This window comes from Roseomonas rosulenta (assembly GCF_016106005.1).
Classification (GTDB): domain Bacteria; phylum Pseudomonadota; class Alphaproteobacteria; order Acetobacterales; family Acetobacteraceae; genus Neoroseomonas; species Neoroseomonas rosulenta.
Genome location: NZ_JACADR010000079.1, coordinates 1 through 2,500 on the forward strand (window position 1 = coordinate 1; position 2,500 = coordinate 2,500).

General features: G+C 57.8%; 1 rRNA gene (cut by a window edge). It reads right to left on the bottom strand.

Annotated features, from left to right (window positions below):
- Positions 1-2,500, bottom strand: a 23S ribosomal RNA gene (locus tag HW578_RS11835); its annotated part runs 166 nt beyond the window's last position; the annotation flags it as partial.

The window sequence follows — 2,500 nt, forward strand, 5'->3', positions numbered from 1 at the left end:
CGTGCTGGTCTTGCACGGCCCTTGGGGAGACCTGGTCTTGAGGCTGGTTTCCCGCTTAGATGCCTTCAGCGGTTATCCATTCCGCACTTGGCTACCCGGCGATGCGGCTGGCGCCACAACCGGTGCACCAGAGGTGCGTCCTTCCCGGTCCTCTCGTACTAGGGAAAGATCCTCTCAAGTCTCCAACACCCACGGCAGATAGGGACCGAACTGTCTCACGACGTTCTAAACCCAGCTCACGTACCGCTTTAATCGGCGAACAGCCGAACCCTTGGGACCTGCTCCAGCCCCGGGATGCGATGAGCCGACATCGAGGTGCCAAACCTCCCCGTCGATGTGGACTCTTGGGGGAGATCAGCCTGTTATCCCTAGAGTACCTTTTATCCGTTGAGCGATGGCCCTTCCACGCGGGACCACCGGATCACTAAGGCCGACTTTCGTCCCTGCTCGCGCTGTCGCGCTCGCAGTCAGGCGGGCTTGTGCCTTTGCACTCAACAGCCGATGTCCGACCGGCTTGAGCCCACCATCGCGCGCCTCCGTTACTCTTTGGGAGGCGACCGCCCCAGTCAAACTGCCCACCAGGCAGGGTCCCGACCCCGGATAACGGGGTTCGGTTAGACGCCAGAAAGGCGCAGGGTGGTATTTCAAGGTTGCCTCCACCAGAGCTGGCGCCCCGGCTTCAATGGCTCCCACCTATCCTACACAGCCCCTTCCTGGCGCCACTGCCAAGCTGCAGTAAAGGTTCATAGGGTCTTTCCGTCTGACCGCGGGTACCCCGCATCTTCACGGGGAATTCAATTTCACTGAGCCCATGCTGGAGACAGTGGGGAGGTCGTTACGCCATTCGTGCAGGTCGGAACTTACCCGACAAGGAATTTCGCTACCTTAGGACCGTTATAGTTACGGCCGCCGTTTACCGGGGCTTCAGTTCGGAGCTTGCACTCCTCCCTTTAACCTTCCGGCACCGGGCAGGCGTCAGACCCTATACGTCATCTCTCGATTTCGCAGAGCCCTGTGTTTTTACTAAACAGTCGCCACCCCCTGGTCTGTGCCACCCACCCATGGTTGCCCACAGATGGGTCCCGCTTATCGCTAACTTACGCGGGCAATTTGCCTAGTTCCTTCAGCATGGTTCTCTCAAGCGCCTTGGAATACTCATCCAGTCCACCTGTGTCGGTTTCGGGTACGGTCCATATGCCAGAGCTATTTCCCGGACCGATCCACGAGCCACCCCAATCCGATAAGGAATGACACGGTTTCACGGCCGTCACTTCTGGCGGGCCCAGGAATATTCACCTGGTTCCCATCGGCTACGGCTCTCGCCCTCGCCTTAGGGGCCGGCTCACCCTGCGCGGATTAACCTTGCGCAGGAACCCTTGGACTTTCGGCGACAGGGTTTCTCACCCTGTTTGTCGTTACTCATGTCCGCATTCGCACTTCCCATACCTCCACGGCCCGTCACCGGTACCGCTTCACAGGCCTAGGGAACGCTCCGCTACCGCGCGTATTGCTACGCACCCACAGCTTCGGCAGATGGCTTGAGCCCCGGTACATTTTCGCCGCAAGACAGCTTGTTTAGACCAGTGAGCTATTACGCTTTCTTTAAAGGATGGCTGCTTCTAAGCCAACCTCCTGGTTGTTTTGGCCGTCTCACATGCTTTCCCACTTAGCCATCATTTGGGGGCCTTAGCTGGTGGTCTGGGTTGTTTCCCTCTCGACAATGGACCTTAGCACCCACTGTCTGTCTGCCCGCCTGCACTCATCGGCATTCGGAGTTCGGTAGGGTTTGGTAGGGCTTTGGGCCCCCCTAGCCCTTCCGGTGCTCTACCTCCGATGGTGAACAGCGGACGATCTACCTCAATAGATTTCGCGGAGAACCAGCTATTTCCTGGTTTGATTGGCCTTTCACCCCTAACCACAGATCATCCCCGACTTTTTCAACAGGCGTGGGTTCGGTCCTCCAGTGGGTGTTACCCCACCTTCAACCTGTCCATGGCTAGATCACCAGGTTTCGGGTCTCATGCCGGCAACTGAACGCCCTGTTCAGACTCGCTTTCGCTGCGCCTACACCTCTCGGCTTAAGCTTGCTGCCAACACGAACTCGCGGACCCATTATACAAAAGGTACGCCGTCACCCACATGGGGCTCCGACTGCTTGTAGGCATCCGGTTTCAGGTCTCTTTCACTCCCCTCGTCGGGGTGCTTTTCACCTTTCCCTCACGGTACTTGTGCACTATCGGTCGCCAAGGAGTATTTAGGCTTGGAGGGTGGTCCCCCCATGTTCAGACAGGGTTTCACGTGCCCCGCCCTACTCAAGGATCCATCAGAACACTACGCCTACGGGGCTATCACCCACTACGGCCAACCTTTCCAGGTCGTTCGGCTTCTTTCTGATAAACCACTGGCCTACTCCGCGTTCGCTCGCCACTACTAGCGGAATCTCGTTTGATGTCTTTTCCTCCAGGTACTGAGATGTTTCAGTTCCCCGGGTTCGCCTCCT